The 20,356-nt window shown below is 44.8% G+C and carries 18 protein-coding genes and 1 pseudogene; all 19 read right to left on the bottom strand.

Translation table 11 applies throughout. The features are described 5' to 3' along the window. Positions 1–70: 70 nt before the first annotated feature. The 19 genes and pseudogenes from mltB to sctN all read right to left on the bottom strand — a co-directional run bounded on the left by mltB (position 71) and on the right by sctN (position 20,344). Positions 71–1,147, bottom strand: coding sequence for a lytic murein transglycosylase B (mltB, locus tag JGC47_RS04030; RefSeq protein WP_004155911.1), 1,077 nt, complete (start codon positions 1,145–1,147; stop codon positions 71–73). A 306-nt stretch (positions 1,148–1,453) separates the two neighbouring features. Continuing rightward, positions 1,454–1,894 (bottom strand): RcnB family protein, encoded by a 441-nt coding sequence (locus JGC47_RS04025; RefSeq protein WP_004155908.1) that lies wholly within the window; start codon positions 1,892–1,894, stop codon positions 1,454–1,456. A 303-nt stretch (positions 1,895–2,197) separates the two neighbouring features. Then, positions 2,198–2,845, bottom strand: coding sequence for a protein disulfide oxidoreductase DsbA (locus JGC47_RS04020; protein WP_004155907.1), 648 nt, complete (start codon positions 2,843–2,845; stop codon positions 2,198–2,200). Between the two features lie 919 nt (positions 2,846–3,764). Next, entirely contained in the window at positions 3,765–4,229 is a 465-nt protein-coding gene (locus JGC47_RS04015) for a winged helix-turn-helix domain-containing protein (RefSeq protein ID WP_004155905.1), read from the bottom strand. Between the two features lie 727 nt (positions 4,230–4,956). Then, the gene (locus tag JGC47_RS04010; protein ID WP_004155904.1) at positions 4,957–5,841 is read right to left on the bottom strand and encodes a hypothetical protein; all 885 of its coding nucleotides are present in this window, start codon (positions 5,839–5,841) and stop codon (positions 4,957–4,959) included. Between the two features lie 76 nt (positions 5,842–5,917). Continuing rightward, complete coding sequence (locus tag JGC47_RS04005; RefSeq protein ID WP_013034844.1) at positions 5,918–6,160, bottom strand: acyl carrier protein; 243 nt, start codon at positions 6,158–6,160, stop codon at positions 5,918–5,920. Then, on the bottom strand, positions 6,157–8,262 hold the full coding sequence (locus JGC47_RS04000; protein ID WP_004155902.1) for a hypothetical protein: 2,106 nt from the start codon (positions 8,260–8,262) through the stop codon (positions 6,157–6,159). Before JGC47_RS04000 ends, JGC47_RS04005 begins: the two co-directional genes overlap by 4 nt. Before the next feature lie 444 nt (positions 8,263–8,706). After that, positions 8,707–9,831 (bottom strand): IpaD/SipD/SspD family type III secretion system needle tip protein, encoded by a 1,125-nt coding sequence (locus tag JGC47_RS03995; protein WP_004155899.1) that lies wholly within the window; start codon positions 9,829–9,831, stop codon positions 8,707–8,709. Positions 9,832–9,889: 58 nt separating this feature from the next. Continuing rightward, positions 9,890–11,188 (bottom strand): IpaC/SipC family type III secretion system effector, encoded by a 1,299-nt coding sequence (locus JGC47_RS03990; RefSeq protein ID WP_241097894.1) that lies wholly within the window; start codon positions 11,186–11,188, stop codon positions 9,890–9,892. Continuing rightward, positions 11,185–13,203, bottom strand: a complete 2,019-nt coding sequence (sctE, locus tag JGC47_RS03985; RefSeq protein ID WP_004155897.1) for a type III secretion system translocon subunit SseC family protein — start codon at positions 13,201–13,203, stop codon at positions 11,185–11,187. Before sctE ends, JGC47_RS03990 begins: the two co-directional genes overlap by 4 nt. Further along, positions 13,203–13,748, bottom strand: coding sequence for a type III secretion system translocator chaperone SicA (gene sicA / locus JGC47_RS03980; RefSeq protein WP_004155896.1), 546 nt, complete (start codon positions 13,746–13,748; stop codon positions 13,203–13,205). The genes sctE and sicA overlap by 1 nt, the downstream gene beginning before the upstream one ends. A 134-nt stretch (positions 13,749–13,882) precedes the next feature. After that, positions 13,883–14,997, bottom strand: a pseudogene (locus tag JGC47_RS03975) (EscU/YscU/HrcU family type III secretion system export apparatus switch protein). Between the two features lie 12 nt (positions 14,998–15,009). Further along, positions 15,010–15,774: a type III secretion system export apparatus subunit SctT gene (gene sctT / locus JGC47_RS03970; protein ID WP_004155887.1), complete on the bottom strand. Its 765-nt coding sequence runs from the start codon at positions 15,772–15,774 to the stop codon at positions 15,010–15,012. Between the two features lie 12 nt (positions 15,775–15,786). Continuing rightward, positions 15,787–16,041 (bottom strand): type III secretion system export apparatus subunit SctS, encoded by a 255-nt coding sequence (gene sctS / locus JGC47_RS03965; protein ID WP_004155885.1) that lies wholly within the window; start codon positions 16,039–16,041, stop codon positions 15,787–15,789. Beyond that, positions 16,038–16,709 carry an EscR/YscR/HrcR family type III secretion system export apparatus protein gene (locus JGC47_RS03960; protein ID WP_004155882.1) on the bottom strand — a complete coding sequence of 224 codons (672 nt, stop codon included), beginning with the start codon at positions 16,707–16,709 and terminating at the stop codon, positions 16,038–16,040. The genes sctS and JGC47_RS03960 overlap by 4 nt, the downstream gene beginning before the upstream one ends. Continuing rightward, a complete protein-coding gene (locus tag JGC47_RS03955; protein WP_004155880.1) occupies positions 16,696–17,622 on the bottom strand; it encodes a FliM/FliN family flagellar motor switch protein in 927 nt (308 codons plus the stop codon). The genes JGC47_RS03960 and JGC47_RS03955 overlap by 14 nt, the downstream gene beginning before the upstream one ends. Further along, positions 17,619–18,623 (bottom strand): SpaN/EivJ family type III secretion system needle length determinant, encoded by a 1,005-nt coding sequence (locus tag JGC47_RS03950; RefSeq protein WP_004155879.1) that lies wholly within the window; start codon positions 18,621–18,623, stop codon positions 17,619–17,621. The genes JGC47_RS03955 and JGC47_RS03950 overlap by 4 nt, the downstream gene beginning before the upstream one ends. After that, complete coding sequence (locus JGC47_RS03945; RefSeq protein WP_004155878.1) at positions 18,604–19,065, bottom strand: hypothetical protein; 462 nt, start codon at positions 19,063–19,065, stop codon at positions 18,604–18,606. The genes JGC47_RS03950 and JGC47_RS03945 overlap by 20 nt, the downstream gene beginning before the upstream one ends. Beyond that, positions 19,049–20,344, bottom strand: a complete 1,296-nt coding sequence (sctN, locus tag JGC47_RS03940; protein WP_004155876.1) for a type III secretion system ATPase SctN — start codon at positions 20,342–20,344, stop codon at positions 19,049–19,051. The genes JGC47_RS03945 and sctN overlap by 17 nt, the downstream gene beginning before the upstream one ends. Positions 20,345–20,356: the final 12 nt, after the last annotated feature.

Raw genomic sequence — 20,356 nt, 5'->3', positions numbered from 1 at the left:
GGCTTCAAGACTTCCAGTCAAACTTTTTTACGCCGTATCAATTTAACAATGGTCACAATGCCGCCAGGGCTTAGCGTGAATCACGCACTGCCAGGCCCAGTTGCCATACTGCCATCGCATAGTGGTTGCTGTGGTTATAGCGAGTGATGGCATAGAAGTTCGGCAGGCCGTACCAGTATTGGTAACGAGTACCCATATCAAATTTAAGCAGACTGACCTGTTGATTCTGCTCCAGATGAATATGAGGAGAAAGTCCGGCAGCAGCCAGCGAAGCGACGGTATAGCGAGTTTTGAAGCCGCTTGCAAGGCCGGGCGCCTGGCCATTGGCTTCTACCGCCACGGTGCCGTTAGTGAGCCACCCGTGCGCCTGGAAGTAGTGCGCCACGCTGCCTATGGCATCGACCGGATCCCACAGGTTGATATGTCCGTCACCGTTAAAGTCAACAGCGTACTGCTTAAACGCCGATGGCATAAACTGACCGTAACCCATCGCCCCGGCGAAGGAACCTCGCAGATCAAGCGGGTCGTCATCCTCTTCACGCGCCATCAGCAGGAAGGTTTCCAGCTCGCCGCTGAAATACCGGGCGCGTCGTGGATAGTTAAAGGAGAGCGTGGCCAGCGCGTCGAGGATGCGCGTTTTACCCATTACGCGTCCCCAGCGGGTCTCTACACCGATAATGCCAACGATAATTTCCGGGGGGACACCATATTTCTGCCGGGCGCGTTGTAATGCATCCTGATATTGATTCCAGAATGCCACACCGTTTTGAACGTTTGCCGGAGTGATGAATTTGTTGCGATAGCGGATCCAGGCGCCATTTGGCCCGCCCGGCCCCTTAGCCGTAACAGGTGCCTGACGATCCATCAGGCGAACTACCCAATCGAGATTTTTGGCTTGCGCAAGTACGTTATGCAATTGCTCGCGATCAAAACCGTGCTTACGCACCATCTCATCAACAAATGCATTAGCTGCCTGATTATTAGCAAAGTCCCCGCCCGGTAACGTACCGCTGTGTGAGGGTTTCAGCAAAAAAGTACTATGGCCTTTAAACGGATTGCCTTGCGGTGTGGCCGGTACTCCTTTTGGCTGACTGCTACAGGCAGCCAGTAAAGCAAATACGGGGATTAGCGCTGCCAGATAACGCATAGGATGTCCATTTATCGTTCAGAGAAAATGATGAACAGATGGTAGAACATTGTCGGCGATAAGTTAAAGCGGATTTACGCATAGCGACGCTTAATCTCGCAATATCCAAATAATTGATATTTTATTAGCACATTGGCGCGCATCCAGGCACAACCATGACGCATTTCACTATCTAACATCAGCAGAAAACCAGAAACAATATGCATAACACTGTAAACAGCGAATTGATTACTCCGGGCAACATTGCGATACCCCCTGCCGAGTGGCGCCTTCAGTGCCCCCCGGGATCAGGATGATGTTCAGCCATCAGTGCTTATAATAGATCTCGCCCGATTTGGCCTGGAGGATCTTGCCATCGGCATTGGTGATCATCACGTAAGTTCCCCCCATGTAGGTCCAGTGATCGTCCGCCTCTGGTGCAGGCAAGTGTCTGACATTCCACTGAGTAACCTCATATTTCTTAGTGCGATACAGTTCTGGCACTGCATCGCCAATGGCAAAGCGCTTAAAATCCGCGAAGAAAGTTTGCACATCATAAGGATCTGTCTGATTACCCTTAATCTGCGGGGCTTGCTCACCCGTAGCCTGCGACAGTGAGTTCTGACTTTCAGGAGTTTGCACAGCAGGAGTCTGCAATTCAGGTGCGGGTGCCTCAACGGTCCGATCCCCTTCCGCACAGGCGGTGGAAACTGTGGTTAATGCCGCAGAGAACAGAGCACAACAGAGTATCTCTTTCAAATTACGCATATTTTCTCCAAAATTTAAGCCGTTCGGCATTGTTCAGCCGCGCAATCAACGTAGTAATGACGTTGCCAATCAACAAAACCGGTACCTTCAGCGCCCAACAAACCTTAGTAAGTAAAATGGGATGAGGGTTCCAGCTTAACTGTACAAGATAATATGCGTTATCAGCGAGATAGTCAGGAGTTATTGTCAGGAAAATGTTGGCAGGGGTAACCGGTTTGCCTCACACCGCCGTGGCGCATTGTGAATGCCAGGACAGATGTCAGGCATGAGGCTTCGCATTAATTGTGTGTATTACCTAACGAGTTAAGGTTGTTTCTCTAGTAAAAACCGAATGATACCAGCAAATTCTTTAGCATAATCATCCGCGCTGGTGCTGGTAATGGCGGCATTATTGACCCGGTATTTGCCAGAAACGTAAAAGGATGGCGTGGAAGTGACATTCAACGTTTCGACTGCATCATCCTGTTTCTTAACCAAAGCCTGAACAGGCAGGCTACGACGGGTGTTTTCATATTGACCGGCCTCAACACCAACGGAGCTGAATACCTTCATAATATCAGCAACGCTGTTGACAGAGCGTTCCTGCTGAATTTTTTCAAAAAGCAATTTTTCGACTTTATGTTCGATACCCAGCACCATAGCCACTGACCACGCTTCAGTCAGTTCATGCCCCAACGGCCCCATAAGACCGACATGATATTTGGTTAATCTGGTGCCGGAAGGCAGATTTTCACTAATTACATCAGTCACTTTATAAATATGGGAAAACTGAAAACAGGGTCCGCAGTAGAAAGAAAAGAATTCCACAACATCAGGTACGGTCGTCGCTGATTTTTGCTGGACGAAATATTGATCGTTCTCTTTGTAAGGAGCCGCATTGGCCGGGGAGATAAACACGGCAGAAACACAGAAAAGACACAATGAAAGGTAACGATTTACTTGAGTAAACATAGGGCCTCTAAATAAAAACAGATTGTAAAAGGGGTATTCAACTATCAGGGCACTATGCGGCAGCCAATTTTTTGCCGTGAGTTATCAACCACAGGGCGGAGATTTTACACAATAATTCACCCACCACTCATGTTTTACAGTTCTTTTCTCTCACTTACAATAAATGAAAATACAAACTGAAATGCATCAGCATTCACTCAATACTTAGAAAAATTCTCGACAGGAGTGCCCCAATTATGATTGATTAGTTTTTTAACACAAAGACGAACGCAATTCTAAATATTTATACTTAAATTTCTTATTTTCCTTAGCGCGGTTTTTTATTGTTCATTTTTATTGATAGTTTCCACCTGTTTTTTAATGCGAGAATGACCGGAGACTCATATGTGTGAACCTGTAAAAGTACCCTTTTTAGTTCCATGCATTTTAGGTTCAGCGCGTAATTGCAGCAACCGACATTCTTCTGGCGTACGGTTATTAAGGAACTCATGCGGGCGTTTACAGTGATATTCCCGCAGCTATTTCCCTGTGATTCCCCGCACCTCATTCATTATCCTGAACAGTAAAGTCCACCACGTTGAAAGACTGAAAACATCGTCCCAATTTAAGCGTGATGCGTAAAATCTATAGGCCCATTTCATTGAATGCTTCCGGGACAGTGAGCGAAGCAGGAATACAAGCCTGCAGACACTGCTTCACTTTATGTCTCTCAGGCACAGTTCTCAAAGCTTAAATCCGACAGCATAAGCTTCACGCGGCCAGGATTATGGCCCGGGCGGATATCTTCAATTACATTAAAGCCCTGCACTGTCGGCCCCGGCGGCACAGTATCATCGACGGCGTTAGCGTTAGCCCAGCCGTAGGGGCAAAATATGACTAACTTTGCAAGGACCGTCTGCGCACCGATAAACTTATAGTCTTAAGGAATATAGTTGGCAAAAGCCTGCTGCCGCTGGAGCGTCTGTCGGGCTGTAATGACAGAGGCTATCTTCTGACAAATGTAGTCCTTGGTCTTGATGCCTGAGATTTCGGAATGGTTTTTATACACGAAAGTAAAATCCTTACCATCTTTAGTCAGTGGTTTGGAGATTAACCTATATCCCAATTTTGGTATCGTCTGGATCTTGTTTCTGCCAGAATCACCCAATATTTCTCGTAATGCATGGATGATTTGTGTGATGCATGGCCTCGAAACATAAGAATGTGGCCAAATCTTTGCTGATAAGTCAGTGTATGTTACAGCATCCGGGTATGTAGAACATAGCAAAAACAAAACCTCAGACTCTTTTTTTCTGAGTGTTTTTATATCCTTCTCTAATTTGACACGACGTATATAGGGGTTAAATTCAACCCCGTCGATAATAATATCTTTCTCTAAATCCATATAACACTCTCCCTGAGAACTAAATAGCGGATAAGAAAACATGAACATAACGCTAACTTTTCGAGTCCCCCTGTAAGAGACCCGCTGGTAGATACCCGACGTTCAGATGCCTGCTACAGATCCAGTTAACAGAAAGATACTGTTGGCTGACAAACTTGTTTATATCTGGATAAGTATTTATTTTACACCAAAAAGTTAAATCGTCAAAAAGAACTCTTGCCCATATACTGATAGTTAATACCTATTGATTTCTTGCTCTCCTCAATACAATAAGAATGATGGTCTGCATCAATGCAGGATCAATGTTCTGTTGCGTTAGTTCACTGCATGAAAATGCAGAAACCACTCATCGTAGCAAACACATTGACCCGGATTCCTTTTCTGTCTGCTGCAGGGCAAAACGATCTGTTCTTCGTTATAGCCCGTTGATTCATGCCAGATGAACTCTTGTTTTAAGAAGAGGAGGGGCCAAAATTTTTTGCATTACTGCTAACGGTTTACAGGAATGAGATCGGTTACAGGTGATCGATCAAACTGACAATGACAGGGAGAAGCTCCTTTGAGCATGGCCGTCAGTCCGTTTTTTCATTGCAATGATTGGACAAAGCCCCGGCCTTATCGCCAGGGCTTTGCCTCCAATCCAGGGCACAGGAGTCCTCTTATGCGTATATACAAGAAAGAAAACCCTTGTCAAAATCTGCAAGTGTTGATGATTGAATATGACGAATCACTTCGGTTGCATCGGAGGCACCTGCCTGTACGCGTTCAGTATGGCTTTTAACGCCTGCTCGGCGTTGTTCACGTTATCGCCCACTTTCGTATTCAAATTGCTTACATCTAAGCCTTCCATTGTATCGAAAAAGTTTGGAGACAAACAGGTTAATAGGGTCTTTTCATTATAAGGTGTAACATGATTGGTTTCCTCTTCAATACAGATATCACGGTAGGCGTTAAATACTGAAAATAAAGCCACTGCCTTACGTTCATCTTCGCTCCCGGTCGTGTTTTCGGGATTCAATTTTTCCTTTATATCGTTTTTAATGACATTATATTGATACTGGTCATTACAATTTATTAAATCTCGTGCTTCACCCATGGTATACATACGGCCAGACATAAGTTCTTTACACCAACCTTTCATCATGGCGCCAACTTGGATTAAACTGACATCACCACTACCGATCTCATTAATGAATTTCACCTCATTTCTTGACTTGCTCATTAGCATTCTGTTATTAGACTCTAAAGTTGAAGCACGAAACATGCCAGGTATCGTTTCTTTATTCATCTTATCTATAGTAGCTTTGCAAATACTCTCCACAGTTTCCGCTGAGATTTTATTAATACCTGATGATTTAACTGAACTATTTGACTTAGATGACTTTTCCAAGCCTACATTCTTTTCATTAGAGTGAAAATAACCAGAAATAATTAATTTCATTTTTTCACAAGTATTTGAAATTTTGCAGACTAAAGACAAAAAACTTTTTTTACCCGTCTGCACCAGATCATTCATACCAGCTGATATTTTTTTCCCCGTAGTGTGGCAAATATCTCCGAGTAATTCCATAGTTTTCGCCGATGGCATGTCACAGTTGAATGCTAAACTCATTTTTCGCTCCTGATATAATAAAATTTTCTTTCTTTAAAAGAGCGCCATAGTCGAACCTGAAGCGCTAAGTAATGTTTTAATTTTTTAACATTCCGGCAATTTCACCCACCGTAAGCTCAGCGGATATTTGCGAATCTTTAATTACAATACCGCATTCTTCAAGCCTCACCAGAAAATCAACCAGCTCAACAGAATCCATACCAAGGTCTGTTATCAAACTGTACTGGGGACGGATACAATGCGGAAGCATACCATTGACCTGGAAGACGAGATCATAAACAATTTGCAAAGCGTTTTCATCTATTTCTGAAAAACTCACGCATTACCGCCTGAGTTATTTACAGGGTCTTTTGCAATATTATTTCCGGCATTGTGTGGTTTATCCTTGCTCCCGGCATAAATATCGTGGTTAAACTGTTGCACAAAACTTCTCGAGGGAGAAGAAAGGTTGTTGAAAGGGTCGATTGTGCGCACAGTTGTATGGATACGTGGTGAAAATTTTACGGTAAATTTTTGTTTTATTTTGCTGTTATCCTGATTTTGAGATTGACTTCCTGCAGCATCTTTGACGCCTGCTCCGCTATTATTTACGGAGGCGCTGCCACCAGTGTTAAAACGGATATTTTTACCGTTGGAGTCAGGTTGAATGAACTTTTGTTCAGAATTTTGAGCCATCTTACGAGCGCTCGCTGCTGGCAGTTCGTACACCACTGGGTTAACGCTATTGCTGCCACTTGCATAGGTGCCACTATTATTGCCGCCAGCAATGGAAGGTGAGTTGGCTACATTTTCCCTAATTATATCAGATCGTACTTTGATGACTTCAGGCTTATTAGCCTGTGAAGGCAAAGGTTGCTGAATTTTTTTTACAGATCCCGGCACTTCGGATAGCGCATCTATCACTCCACGCACGGCATCATTTACTCCACGCGCGGCATCATACAAATTCATTGGCTGATGTGCCAAATTATTAATTCCATCACCCGCACGATTGTAATCAGCAGATGAATTGGCTACCTGCAAAGCCTGTGGGGTCTCGACGGATGCTTTATGGATTTTCGTTACTAAGGGTGCAAAGGTTGCGTCTATGGCCTGGCGATTTTCCCCCTTGCGAGCTGCATTGCTTTTTAAATCCAGTCGCTCAGTTTTCAGATTGATGCTTGAATCAATTTCAGTTGGATCACTTATAACTGGATCAGTTCCCGACGTATCTTTTCCCTGCCCGCTATTAATCAGCGGTGTAATTGATATTTCACCCTCAGTTGGAGGATTGTGCGGTGTAGCATAATTCAGTTCTTGTAGATCAGCAACAGCAGTGGCAGCCGGTGGTTTTTGAGTTATTTCTTGCAGATTTTGAAGAAAACCGTCTCCCCTGTTATTTTTTACAGACTCTTTTACTAAGTTAAGAATCGTCTTGAGCATTTCTACTTTATGTTCTTTCAGCTCTGGGGACGAATCACCAAGCAGCTTCATCCCAAGACTTATAAGATCCTGTTCAAGCGTTTTTTGTGTTGGTAATGAATCACCATTCACTACCGTAGTGGCCTTTGATCCTTCTACGTGAATATTTATAGCTCCCTGGCCATGCATTGGGGGGGAAGAGAGCGTGGGGTCTGCCGGTTTTGCGTTATTCGGCTCAGGCATGTGTGTTTTTTCTTCAGAGTCTGGAGTCTCTTGATGTAATAAGGTATGCGTGATCGCACTACATCCATTAGAGAAAAAATTGCCGTATTGAGCTAACGAGTGAATATCTGCTCCAGAGTGCAGTAAGCCCTCTAAAGTTTTTTCAATAACGTTTTCACAAGCCTCAAGACTCTCTGAAAAAATCAAACTATCATTAATAGACTCGCCAGTATCGCTGGAAATTTTATGGTATTCTTTCCACGCATCGCGACACATTTCTTTAAACTCTGCGACATGTCCCTTCAGGGAGTCTTTGCCATATTTAACCAGCAGTTCCTTTAGCCCCGCCTCGATTTTACTCTCTTTTTTTGCATCACCATTAGCTGCAATCAGCTGACTGTAAATTATTTGCAGGGTTTTGTTATCTTTCTTATTATTAATGTTACCTGCCATCATGCCCAGCAGGTTTTTTATGGATTCACGCCCTTCACTCATCTTAGCGTTGGCAACTTCTGACGGCAGATTTTTGTTGTACAACTCTTTAAACAGACGAGCTTTGCTAGAATTCTGAGATGGTGCCTTTATGAATTCATAATACGCCTCGGCGAGTTTAGAAGCAGGAACCATATCCGAATCGGAGCCAGGCGACTGCCTGAGTATTTCAGTGGGGGAATTAGCATTAGTTATATTAATAACGGAATTGGCAGTTTGACTTTTGCTATTTATACTAGCCATGGCATACTGATGCTGCATATCATCAATATGACTTTTGTTAGCTGGTGAGATATTACTAATCATTATATCTACTATCCTCTTTAAAAGATGTTATCTGATCTTAAACAAAAAAAATTCACTCATCCTTGTTTAATTCTGGATTTTAGCGTCGTGTTTCCTGCATCAGGATTAATCAGGTAATTATTTTTGACCAAGGTTACCGTCTGCACGCCAGAAGGAGGTCGGCTTGCGAATCCCCACAACGATCCCGCAGTATTACAGCCAGGTTATTTCGTGAGTTTATATTCACCAGGGAAGTGGCGATAATACCATCAGATACAGGGCTGCCCCGCCTCGACTGAAAAATGTCGGAAAAGGCTTACGCTTTTTGGCGATGATAAAGCGATGGCCCCGTATATTGAGCTGGCTGGTATTCTCATTGTCTCCCTGGGAAAACGAGGATGCGGTAACGGCTGGGGCATCCTGGCGAAGCAATATATTTTCAATACAACGCAGATCCAGCTTCAATCAAGATAGTGCTTTCAGCACGTCTTTTGCGCTTTCTCCCAGCGTGCTTATTACGCTACTTAACACTTTATTGAGATTATCAAACGTGTTGTTTGCCTGAGTATAACGCTGGGCAAATGACTGCATATTACTCTGGAGAGCACTTCCTGCTGCGTTAAACGTGGCGAGCCATGCCTGATAACTGACGGTCGAAACTTCACCTCCACTTCCATCAGGATATACATTATGCGTAGTTTTATATTGTTCAAGGTTAAAAGAAATTGCTCCATGCGTATCGACATTGAAGGCTGGACTGAGGGTAATAACCATACTTTGTTTTTCCTCTTGCGACATTTCGTCCCAATTCTTTACACTGCCTAAATCGATACTTTCAACTTCTTCCTCAAATTTTTTATAGCCTTCCTTCATCTTATGTGCATTGAAATCAACGGTATTAGCCTCAGAACCGACGTGAACAGCATCAGAAGATGCTTTTTGCACATTTTCATTAAAAGACTGATACATATCCGTATATTTTTTCATCAGGTCGGCATAAAAGTCGACATAGTCTTCCTGGATAATTGTTATTGCTGTACTAATTCTTGCCCATAATTCCGCATAACTTGTCCCGGTACTAATTTCTTCCCGATTGCTCGATACGCTAGCGTACGTGGCGAATGTTTTGCTAAGCGAACTTTTAGTATTAAGACAAATATTACTAATTTCATTACGAATATAATCAAAAGCCTTATCGACCTCCTCTTCCAGCCGTTGTTTTTCAGTTATGCTTGGAGAAAATCTTTCATGCGGAATAAGGTTTTTTTCATTCAGAAAAATTTTTGTATTATTAACACAAGATTCTAAATATTGCAAAGACTTGCACATTTTGCTGCTTTCAAAAACAAACGTACTATTATTCTGCTGAAGCTCCATGAAAAGCCTGATGATTTCGGAAGGCGTTTTTTGAGCGGGTGATAATATTTTAACAATGAACGAGTACATAGGTACATCAATTTGTTGAACTATATCACCGCTGGAAGACGGATGGGCATGGGGCTCCGTCAGAGGGTCATGCCACTGAGCTGATTTTTCAATCTGCAAACAGTTAACATTAGTTTGTGGCTGAGCATAAGTAATACCGCACATTATGTTTTCCTGGAAGATCGAAAGGCGGGGATGATCTCCGCCCCTCTTAATTAGTTGATCAGCGCATACGCTCGGCGATGGCAGATGCCGCACTATTATTATTGTTCAAGGTATTTTCAAGCGCCTGATTTAACGCTGCCTTCGTTTCGGCGGATTTTTTAGCCGTTTGCTGGTGGGTACTGGAAAGCTCATTGTTGACATTCTGGTCGGCGCGTGCAAGGTCCGCCTGCTTCGACTCTTTAGACGCTTCAACGTTGAATGTTCCTTCAACGACTCCCTGGCCTGAGCGGTTGACCTGGTTGGCAAACTCTGAAATCGTACGTACTTTCTGGGTGTTGTTCTGGACGACACTGTGATTGTCGCGAAGCTCTGAGGATTTCGCTAAATCAGCACCATGCGATTGTGACATGGCTGCTTTAGCCCCGGGATCCAGCCTTTTGCCATTGCTCACCATGTTGTCTCCACTGCGCGCGATAGAGTTCTCATTGCTGTGCACGTTCGTTTGAAGCTTTGTTGCCACTCTAAGATTGTTATCGATAGATTTAGACTCGTTATGCAAAGCATTCGTTGTTTTCAGCGTAGTTCCCGCCTGAACGGCAGTGCCCAGCACGCCGCCGGTGATTACCCCGTTTAATGTCAACTTCGCTGCTGCAATAGCTTTATCGCCGCTTCGGTTTGCCGCCTCAACGGCATACCTCTGCGCTTTAGCTGCACTTTTGTTAAATTGCGCCTCTGATTTATATAATGAAACAGACAGGCTGTTGTCTGTCTCAAGCATGTCAGTGTTGCCTACCATGTTTACATAATTAGGGCCAAAAGCGCCGACAGCAGTGATATCCGTGCCCCCACCTACGGCCGCCTGAGATCGAGCAGGGTTAGTTGAAGCGCTGGTCTGGATTGCTGATTCTGCGGATGTTTTGTGACTTTCCACGGTTCTGTTGTTGAACTGGGTGTTGCTCAAATCAGATGTCAAGGCCGTCGATGCTGATGCGGCTAACTGTTCCAGCGTATTGGCATCTGGAGCACGCACATTTTCAGCCATTTTTATAACTTCACTCTGTTGTTCCGCGCTAATATTTGCTGCCCCCTCAGACGGTGCGGATAAAGTCGGAACTGTAGTGTGGTCAGCTCTCAGGCTTTGACCACTGAGAATATCTTGCAGAGGAATAGAGCTCGCCAGCCCGACAAATTCTTGTGCCGCGCCCTTACCCCAATCGATGCAGGAAATTTCGCCGCCTGAGGGTGTTTTTGTAGTTCTAGGTTCTGGTTTATTGATATACGCACTCGCCTGGATATTTATTGAAGATGTCATAATGTTTAAAACTCCTGTATTTAAAAAAAATGAAAATATATTCAACCAGCAACGGAGCTCATCTGCCTGGTTATATACTTCCCGGCCTGCGCCTGATTTTCAGCCACAGCCGACATACTTTTAATCATGGAATTCACTGTTTCCATGCGGTGCGTGAAGGTTTCAATGGCCCGGCTCATTATGTCGTTAAGCAGATTTTGCATTACTGCATCGTTCATCATATGGGCTTTTGACTTGGCAGCCTCAACCATCATGTCAGCAGTAATGACACTGCCAACAGTCTGAATAGTTGTGTTGCCCATAGAGGCGGCAGTTGAGGCCATCTGCATGCGTGTGGAAGCTTGTGCCATTTTGATTTCATCCGTACCAAATGTACGGCCAAGCCCCTGGCTAATACGTTTGAAGGCCTGGCCCAAAGTGCTGTTCATTAATTTCTGCATGTTCGTCTGGAGTACTTTCCTGGCAGTTTGTGCGGAAACTTCTTCGGCAACTTCCTTCACGACACCACTCACCACGCTTTGCGTTATGTCTTTTGCAACCTCTTTTTCCACCTGAATTGCCATATTCTTACTGACTTCCTCAGTGACTTCAGCGCCAATTTTCTGCATAACTGAGCCAAAAACTTTACTCATGGCGCTACCCGCAACCATTACTCCGGCAATCATGACCGCAGCAGAAGCAATCGCACCCATAATCTGCCCAATCATCTCTGCACTTTCTTTATCAACACCGAACCCTTGCAGAATCTCGGCAAATATATTGGCCATGAACTCCATCATAGGTTTAACAATGTTATCCATCATTGGTTCCATGGCCTTGGCCATAAAGGAGAAGCCATTGACGGCTTGGTTAATCTCGTCACCAATTGTCAATGCAACGCCAACTGCCGCCAGCGCCAGTGATGCGCCGCCGGTGAATGCTGCCGCGGCAAAGCTGACTGCAGTAATAGCCCAGCCCAAAGCCTTGCCTACACAGCCCATGGTTTTCTGCATCTCTTCGGCTTTGCGAACCTGGTCCTCATATTCCTGGGCTTGTTTCTCGGCGTCTTTTGCTGCCGCTTCAGATAATTTCTGCTTCAGCTCGGCCGCAGCTTTGAGATCCTCACTCGAACTTTGGTTGATCAACTGCGACAGCAGGGCCATCAGGAATGTTAAACTTTTAGCCTGAGGATCTTCCTGCTTAGCTTTAATCTCTATCGCCTTAAATTGTTGAGGCGGAAGAGCATTCACCAAATCCTGAGCTTTCTGTTGCGTGCTGGCCAACGCAGCTTTGGAGTCACTTTCCGCTTTAATCGCCGGATTTAGCGTTGCACTAACATAGTGGTTGTGGGTTGATGTGGCCGTTGTCACATTGGCCTGTGCTGCTACAACCGCTGTTTTTGCCTCATCGATCTGCTTTTGCAGCTGCGGTGATAGCGGATCTTGCTGTGCGGCTGCCGCCTCCAGTCCGGTTAAATGACTCTGCGCGTTGTTCAAGGCATCCTGTGCTGAACTGACATTTTGCTGCAACGCATTAGCCTGTTCCTGAACAGCTTTTAATGCATCAAAATCGCTTGCCCATTGGGTTGCCTCTTTTTCAAGTGCGGCGGACAGCTCAAGATACGTTAATCCCTGACCGTGGAACAGTGCGTTGAAAAAACTGATGTTGGACAGAATATTTAGCTGCGAAGATTGTGAGCACAACTGCATGATTTTACCCAGCAGCTCGGTAGCCCTGGCGGTACCGCTCAGATCGCTCTCAGATTTGTTAACAGAGCCTTTAACGGATGCCTCTGTACTTGCACTGCGTGGTAGCGCCAGCTGAGGCGTGTCCTGCTCAATGGTCGTTGTTCCACCCTTTCCATGCAACGCGCTGCCTGCATGTTGCAATACTTTTAGTAGCTGCTCTGGCTGGATAATCTTAAGTGCACTTCTGATATTACCCAGCTGAGGATGTTCTTTTAAGGCTGAATTACCTAAGCGTTGTGCCTGGTTTCGCTGTTTTTTTAATTCTAAATCGCTTGCTTCATGTCCACCCGTGAGATGTTCTAAAGCACCATAGCTATCTACCTGTATATTCATTATGAATTCCTATTAACACATCTAACAGAATCATCCGATTCACTATTATCAACTTCATCTAGCGCGGACAGATAACTCTGTGATCTTGCAATTAATTGCGTATCGCTGCATTTGCTAACGACAGTTTCAAAACATTTCCTCGCCTGGACAGCACGACGTAGCATTAAGTTGCACTGTCCGGCATAAAACATCGGCCGATAATCATCTTTTGCCAAAGAGTAAGCCAGAGCGTATAAGTCTATCGCTTTGGTATAATTTTTCTTCAGCTGATTCACAGCTGCTAAACCCATCGCATACTCAGGATTGTAAAAATCATAGATGCACAAGAAGCGAAAAAGTGATTCGGCATCTTTCAACTTACCGTTTATATAGAACTCATAAGCCAGCTTATAAACATCATCCATGACTTCATCAGAAACATTATGCACATCTTTTAATGTCGCACCGTTTTGGATCGCATCAAGCAGCGCGCTCGACTGTTCATCCAGTTCGCTGTCGCTTTTCATCGCATCGTCATCATGGAGCAAATCAATTACGCTTTTCATATCTACTCTACCTATTACATCATTAACTAAAAAATGTATTAACGTTGTTTTAAACCAATTGCAGACAGCAGATAAGATGGGTGCATCATACTGTTCAGCCCCGGCACTAAAAACAATAAAACCGTATAAACCGGTTAAAGCGGCTTGTCCTGCATCTCATCGCCGCTCCCTGGTGCATCTTCATCCTTTTTTACCCCTGAGCTGGCGGGCAGCTCCATGCCAGCTGTTTCAACCTGTCGCAGCCAAATAAGGATATCCATGACTTCCATCAGTGAATCATCATGAAGTGAGATGAAGCTGTGCTGACTGTAAGTGTGATATAGCCGACGGGTTAGCGGAATATATCGTACTACGGGAATGCCTATTTTTTCTGCATAAGCAATCGCCGCTTTCGCCTTCATATTAGTACTGCGCAAGGCGATGAAAGGTAATGAAGCGACTTCAGGATTGAAGTAAATGGCTATTGCGATATGGGTCGGGTTTGCCATAACAACTTCAGAGTTTCTTATCGCTGCCATGTCCTCTCCGGAGAGAATTTCATGATGTGCACGACGCCTGGCACCTTTTATTTCAGGATTGCCATCACTCTCTTTATGCTCTTGCTTCACCTCATGCTTATCCATTTTCATATCTTTGAAATGTAAAAAATACTCGACAAAGAAATCAATAATAAGCACAAAAGCTGACCAACCAATAAAGACCATCACCGCTTTAATCGTTAGCGTTATCCAAACGGAAATGAGTTCTTCGATACTGCCATTATATATAGAGACAGCCCGTATTAAGTCGCCATGAATCAAGTTGTAGCAGGTACAGATGAAAACAACGAGGTAGAAAATTGACTTCACTAACTCTTTTATCGTACGCATGCTGAATATTTTCTTTAAACCTTTAACAGGATCCAGTGCCTCAAAATTAAGTTTTATGGCTTCTGTTGCGATTGAAAAACGAGTTTGTAGTAACGTCATTACAGCACCAGCGACGGTACAAACTGCAATAAACGGCAGTGATAAATTCAAGAACACCCGCATTAATTCAGTAAGAAAGTCATTTAAGCTTATTTTATCCCCTTCACGCAAAACTAATGAATAGAATGAGGTAAAACTACGGAAGTCCATAACATACGCCAGATAGCCCCCCCCGTAAGCAATGTCACAGTAGTAATGAGATCTTTACTTTTGAAGGTCTGACCTTTTTTGGCTGAATCCCTACGCCGCTTGTCCGTGGGCTTTTCTGTTTTTTCTGCCATGCCGCCCCCCGGTCAAAGAAAAAATTGCTGAAAAAAAGCAATAGAGAAAAGGTGCAAAGGTTTTTGCGAGATAGCCTGAAAACCGTAAAAAAGGAAAACAGTAAACGCAATGAAACTTTTTATTGCTAAGGAAAGAGAAAAGGGGTTTAACTGCGGACAAAAACGTGCGAAAACACCCAGTAATATTTCCGCCACCATCATGACTATCATTACCGGAGCGGAAAGCATGATGCTCCCCTTAGCAAGCACCATTAATAACCCCCCCACCGCTTGCCAATGGAAATCGACTAAATTACTGCCCCTTGGAAAAACGTGATAGCTCTGTACCAATAATTCTATGAGTGAACTCATGCCGCCACTGGCAAAAAAAATGGCGCCAAAAGCAAAGTTTAGAAAACCAGATAATGTAGAGCTTTGCACCCCATTAACTGGGTCAATACTATCACTAATGGTTGCACCACGTTGGTTATCAAGTATTTCGCCAAGACTAATGACAATCCAAAAAGGAACACATAACGTCATAGCCAGTATTAATCCTATGACGCACTCCTTTAACAGCAAGATAAGCCAGCCCTGCTCCGGATTCAGTGCTTCAGCGTAGCAGGGCCACAAACCGATGATGATCAGTGCAATAATCGTGTTCTTAATAATTAAATTAGACAGCACCCGTTCTCCCAGCACCGGCAGCAAATAAAATACGATTGCCAACCTTGCATAAGCCATCGTAAAGATCAGCACGCCGTGCTGGAAATTCAAGTAAAGCGCAACAGACAGCATAAATTTACCGAGTCACCGAAAGGCCATGTAGAAAGCCTGGATCGCGAAATTCATCATTTCAGCAGAAAACCATTCAATCAGCATAAAGATGCTGGCAAACACTGCCAGCATCTTTAGACCAAATGGTAACGTTTGTTCCTGAATTTGCATTACCGTTTGAAAAAGACCGACAAAAATGCCCACAACTGTGGCCAATGCAATAGGGACTGCCGTTAACTTCAGCACGATAATCAGTGCGGAGTTGCCAATAAATAAAACATTATTCATGACGTCATCAGATCGGTATATTGAGCGATCATTCCTTTAGTGAGTAAGCTCCAGCCATTCATGGCAACAAACAGAATCAATTTAATCGGAATTGAGATCGTCACCGGGCTCATCATCATCATTCCCAACGCCAGTAATATACTGGACACGACCAAATCAATGACCACAAATGGAACGTACAGGTAAAAAGCAATTTTAAAGGCGCTTTGAATTTCGCTAAGCGCATATGCGGGCATCAAGGTCATTAGAGAGAGAGAGCTTAATTGATGCTCCTCAACTTCCGGCGCTGACTCTCCTGCCTGCTGCTGCTGTATTTTGTTGAAATAGCGAATCAATTCATGATCGGAATATCGCACGAGGTAATCCCGATAGCCTCCTAATCCCTGATCCATCAACTGAGTAACAGAGGCGCTATTGTTAAAATCTATATGGTTAGTTTCGACATAGCTGGAGATTTTCTGACATATTGGCATCATCACAAAAGCGGTCATAATGAGTGCAATGCCATTAAGAGTTAACGTCGAAGGGACCTGCTGGATCCCCAAAGCATTGCGTACCATCACCATAACGATGGAAAACTTAATGAAACAGGTTCCACCGGCAATAATAAAAGGCAGTAATGTGAAAAAGGAGAGTAGCGCAATTAAAGAAATATCATTGCTTAGCATCGGAATAACCCGTTTCAACCACTGAACCAGGGGTGACCTGATTGATTTCTACGGCAAATGAACCGTCTTCCATAGCGACCAGTTCACCACAAGCGAACAGTTTTCGGTTGAGGTAAATTTTTATCTTCTTTTCTGCCCCAGGATTAATCGGTAAAGCAACACCGGGCCTGATCTCTTCCAGTTCTGACAAAGTGACGGTATTTTTATCGAGGACAAACTCTATATTGACAGGCAACTTAGTCCAATCGAGCAGCGCTTCTTCCTCTTCAAGATACATCTCATTATTGTTTTCCAACTGATTTTCCACTATAACCTCACTTTCTTCATGGTAATTTAAGCTAAATACTCTGCGTTGGCCGACGGTCAAATGCGGGGCAAAATTCCTGATGCGTAAAAGGTCTCCCACAGCCACATCAACAAGGGAGGAGAGCGGCAGCTGACTCTGCCCCAGCACATAATTTAAGGTAAATGGGAGGTGGGATAACGTCATCCCCGATTGCACGTGGTTTGGAGCACTTTCGGGCCAGTCAAGACATAGCAGCGGGCAAGGCTCGGAAGCAAGCGACAGCCATTTTTCTGGCAGAGCCTTGCCAGGCAAACTAATGCGCTGACTGTGCCAAATAACGTCCTCAACCATGAAGCTGAGCTGCTTGCTGTTCAACCAGCGAACCAGATAGATCAGTGGGACCTGCTGCCATGGAATACCCGGCAGATGATCATCAATTTCTTGTAGCCAGATATCGATATTTATAAATGCTTCTGCTTCTACCCCCTGATTATCACTGAAGAGCACTTGCAGGTAGCGTGCTTCTGGTAATGAATCTACTACCTTACTCCCCGGATGCCGGCTGTGCAGAAAGCCCAGCTCCGTATCATCATGATCTCGCAGGCGTAGGTGGCTGCGTAAGCTCATTCTTGTTCCTCTTCCTGAGTATCACGATGCTGCTTTTGCTGCTCATGCTCCTCCCTGCCGTGCCGGGGCTGAACAATTTCAGGCGTATATCCCGCCAGGTTCTCTGACTGCCTGGTCAGCGCATCCGCTGCTCGTGCATCGGAGGGATGCAGGATGATATTTCCCCCGCGGCTGACTTCAGTACAGACAGAAACTTTTACCGAATGCTCGCCAGGCCAGCTTTTGAACTGGTATTTAAGATCCATTGACCGGCTTGCTGCGTCAGCCTTACTGGCTGAAAGCATTGATGTCCTTTCTGACATGTGCTTTTGCAATGTTTCGCGGGCCATTTGTGCATTTTCTCCACGCGCAGATGTCTCGCTGCGCTGTGAAGTGGCGACATCTACAGGTATCACGTCAGCCTGTTTAGCATCAGCCGAATCGGAATAGGTTTTAACCGGCTGGCGGAGCTGCTGTCCAGATTGCTGCGCGAGTAGCGAATTACCCACCAGGGCGGATTCGCCATCTGCAAGATGCATTTTTGCCTGACTGAAGAGATCAATATCAAGACCGCTGAACTGTTTCTCGAGAGCAGCCTTATTAATCCCAGATAATGCCAGTTTATTAATATCAGATGGCTTATCATTTGCTCTCTTTTCGGCGCCCGCAGGCTGTTTCAGCTCGCGATGCGTGGGTAAGCCGGTACCGGCAGGAGCTAAAATTGATTTCCGGCGCAGCTGTTCGTTGAATACCGCTTGATGAGTGTCAAGATTATGTTGACACTTTTTTAAAACTGAGGCTTTTATGCGTTCATTATCAGTTGTCGCTGTTCCGCCGCCATATATGGAACTGGTGCTAAATTGATGTAGCATATGACGTAAAGATGCTGTTGCACTCTCTATTTCAGATTGATAATCTTCTTCTTTCCTTTTAGATACTCGATCTGAGAAGTCTTCTTTCACTGGTGATATATCAACATCAGCGACAGAATTTACCAACGCTTCAGAAATTTCTTTTACCATAGCCAACTATCTCCTGAATCTCATTTTCGGCATTAATATCTTTACGGCGCGATCGCTCACGACGCAGCTGCTGTAAATAAAATGTGAGTTTGCAATGCCTCTTATCCAGCATATTCTTTGCAAAACGAAAACCCTCCAGCTCCTGCTCATGAGAGAATTGCTCATGCTCAAGCTGGGTTATTTTCTGAATAACCATTTGCAGGTGGGTCAATAAAGCACCCTGCTTTCTTATCCCTCTGTATATATCATCCCTTTTAAGCACTCCAGAGGGAGTCAATAATTTTATTTGTTGATTGATTAAGGCGTTTTCATGTTGAAACTCTATAATTCGCGCTCTGATTTGAGTTAGCTGACTCTCTGTACGGGCAATATTGCCCTGGAGAATATCCTGACTACGCTCAAGCATGCGTACAAACTCATTCCCCTTACGCCAGGCATCCATCCAAACTTTCCAGGCAAGTCTTGATATCAGTTTGTTCAGCCATCCTCTGTTTCAGAAAAGCCTCCATCGCACTCTTCTTGTCGAATGCAGCATCGTTATCCTCGTTTTCACCACGCTTGTACTCACCCAGATCGATAAAGAGCTGCATATCATTTTGTCGAACCAGATAGTCACGAAAGTGTGTAGCCAGCTGCTGGTGCTCCGGTTGTGTGACCTGCTGAAAAACGCGGCTAATACTTTGCAGTACATCTATCGCCGGATAATGCCCTTTAGCAGCGAGTTTTTTGCTCAGATAAATATGGCCATCCAAGATGGAACGGACTTCATCGCCGATAACATCTGATTCTTCCTCATTTTCAATCAATACGGTATAAAAAGCGCTGATCGATCCGGTAAGAAACCGCCCCGGGCGCTCTAAAAGCTTCGGCAAAGCTTCAAAAACCGAAGCGGGATAGCCGCGCCGTGCAGGGAGTTCACCCATACTTAATGCAACGTCACGTAAAGCACGGGCATAACGGGTAACAGAGTCGATAAACAGCAATACATTTTTGCCTTGCTCGCAGAAATACTCGGCAACAGTAGACGCAACTTGAGCCGCATTACATCGCTCAACGCATGACCTGTCTGAAGTTGCGTAAACCAATACGACCTTTGAACGCCGTGAAGAGCGCCTTAGCTCTTCAACAAATTCCGTAACTTCGCGGCCACGCTCACCTATCAGGCCAATGACGTATATATCCGCTTCTGAGTGCTCAATAATCATGCTCATCAGAGATGTTTTACCGCAGCCTGCAGCCGCAAATATGCCCATGCGCTGCCCTTGTCCACAAGTCAATAGCCCATCGATTGCCCGGACCCCGGTCGCCAATGGTACGGCTATGGGTTTGCGCTGGGTGAAGTCACGCGGTACGCCACCCGTTTCAAGATTTTCACCGCCGGTGGGTGCAGCAACAGGGCCGCCGTCCAACCGGCCTTGAATGGTCCCGGTAGCATCAAGGATAGCCCCGAGCGTCCTTTCACTCACAGCAACGCGAAACGGCTTACCGGTTGGTAACAGCACGTTATCGCGTGAAAAACCGTTATTATCATTGAGCAAACTTAATAGAGTATGTTCTTTATTAAAGCCGATGACCTGAGCAAATCCCACCACTTCGGGTTCAAGGAGAGATTTCTCAATTTCACAAATCTCCCCGATGCGCGTTCCGGGCAAGTGAGCCTCAATAACGTTGCCCTGAATGCGCAATGGATGAGCGAGGTGAACAAAACATTGCGCGACCATTTGATGACATCC

The organism is Erwinia amylovora, from assembly GCF_017161565.1.
In the GTDB taxonomy this organism is placed as follows: Bacteria; Pseudomonadota; Gammaproteobacteria; order Enterobacterales; family Enterobacteriaceae; genus Erwinia; species Erwinia amylovora.
This window is presented reverse-complemented; position numbering and strand designations above follow the sequence as displayed.